The organism is Photorhabdus heterorhabditis (assembly GCF_018448905.1).
GTDB classification, from domain to species: Bacteria; Pseudomonadota; Gammaproteobacteria; order Enterobacterales; family Enterobacteriaceae; genus Photorhabdus; species Photorhabdus heterorhabditis.
Window position 1 is genome coordinate 1 of sequence record NZ_RCWA01000103.1, and the last position, 2066, is coordinate 2066.

The 2066-nt window shown below is 47.1% G+C and carries 2 protein-coding genes; both read left to right on the top strand.

Translation table 11 applies throughout. From position 1 onward, the window contains the following. The coding region (locus EAE89_RS22665) for a T6SS effector BTH_I2691 family protein (RefSeq protein WP_214086636.1) at nt 1-1847 on the top strand (1847 nt) is incomplete at its 5' end. Between the two features lie 2 nt (nt 1848-1849). Next, nucleotides 1850-2066 (top strand): hypothetical protein (locus EAE89_RS22670; protein WP_422615524.1); only part of this gene is annotated, 217 nt, incomplete at its 3' end.

Sequence of the window (2066 nt, forward strand, 5' to 3'; positions counted from 1 at the left end):
AGGACATTACCGCGCTGATGAATTATCGGTTAAAGACCCAGTTTCATGAAAATCCACATTACATCAGAGGGATTGCACTTTCGGCTTCTCTAGGCACGCTGAAAGAGGCGTTGTGTCGGCAGTTTGAGCGGGATCAGATAAGTGGATATGAAACGCTGGAAACCCAAATACAATACGGCTACTACACTTCTGGCGGAGCCTATCTGTCGGGTCATCCCGGGACTGTGGATACCGGGCGTGAGTTAGACAGTTCGACATTAAAACGGCAGGTACAGGAATGTTGGTCAGATTACGAGAAGTACATCGACCGTGAGAAAGAAAAAGCATTTATGGACCGGTTCACCACCGACCTGACGCGGTATGACAACACCATTATCTCCCCGATGACCGAAATGTATCTGGACTGGCTGAAAAGCCAGACCCTGCTGGACTATTTTGACCATAACTTTGACAGCACGGACGATTACAGCGGCGCGCTGTTTACCCAGTCGGTTCATGATTGTGTTTACGGGATGCAGGACAAACTGGGGGCCTCGCATTATTTTCAAGAGCAGATGATGCGCGACAGCATCACGCCGGATAATCTGCTGTTGCGTGCACTGGTGATGAACAGCGATAAAAAAATAGAGCAAACTCACGGCGTCTTAAAGACCGGTGCAGATTACGGCTCTCTCGCCTGGGATAAAATCCCCGATGGACTTAAAGATATTGCTGAGCACTTTCATGGACCCGCTTCCCTCACGATAGAAAAATACCTGAATGAACTGAGTAGCACGTTGTTTGCAGTGATGAATAAAGCCGTGGAGAAAGTGCCGCTTCCGGCACTGGTCGTATTAGCTAAGCTGCATGGCAGGGAATTAAAAGTCATTCAGTTCGTCGGAAAACGTAAACATTTTCTCAGCGCGGTGGTGACTCAACTGAGCCTGATGGCGGATCTGAAACAGCCTGCTTCCTCAGATAAGCTGCGTCACCATGTTGATGCTGAAATGCGTCGTTTGAAGATTGATGGCTTGCCGATGGAGGGGGATCAGGAATTCAACTTTGTTACGCTGGCAGACGCAGGTGAAGCGGAAAAAACCCGGGTTTTACCCGAAGCGGAACGGGCCAAGTCTGTGGTGAAAACCTTGCATTCTGTCGATGAGATCCGTGCGGCGCTGTTTCCGAGGACGTTACGCACAAAACTGGCGCAGTTAGAGGGCAGTTCGGTTGAAAATATTGCTAAGCAGTTGGCACATGTTCCGCCCTTTATTGGTTGTACCTTCTCTATGGTGTTGCAGATTTCCGCATTGCGCGCGGCTGGGTGGCCTAAGGAAAATACAGAGGCATGTACCCGGTTTGCGGCGGATCTGGTCGCTGCAATGGGGGCTCTTGCTGAAATCTGTGAGCGGTTGTTGAATAATTTTCAGGTACTCAGGTTAAAGCCTCTGCTGGGTTCTGTCTTGGGGGAAAAGCTATTGACCAAGGTAATAACGTGGATTGGGAGGGTAAAATTCCTTGGATCTTTGGCTGGGATCGTTGGGGTGGTATGGGATGGGTATCATGCAATAGATGAGATATTTTTCAAAAAAAATAGAAGATTGGGAATTGCCTATCTGATTTCGGCGGTGAGTGCAGGTCTGTGGATTGCTGGTGTCTTAGGTCCATTAGGTATTTTTGTTGCTTTGGTTTTATTCTTTGGCGCCAATATCTATCTGGCGATGAAAAAGAAGAATGAGATCCAGAAATGGTTGATGGCTTGCTTGTGGCGCAAAATTCCGGCAGGTGAAGGGGATGTTCCTGTTATCTGGCCCGATAGCAGAATGGAAATGGACGCTTTTAACAAATTAATGACTTCGGCGGAGGCATAATTATGCAATTAGATGGGTTGTATATCCCTTATAAACTGAATCGTTTGTTGACTCAGCAAGAGAAAGACGATCAATTTTATCAGGGGAAACCGACTAGAATAGAGGGCAACGATGGTCGGTATATTGTTGATTACAATACGGTGATCAGTATGAACTCGACTTATATGGAAACGGTAGACAAATACTATAGAGATAAGGGATATGTTAGTTCATTATCTG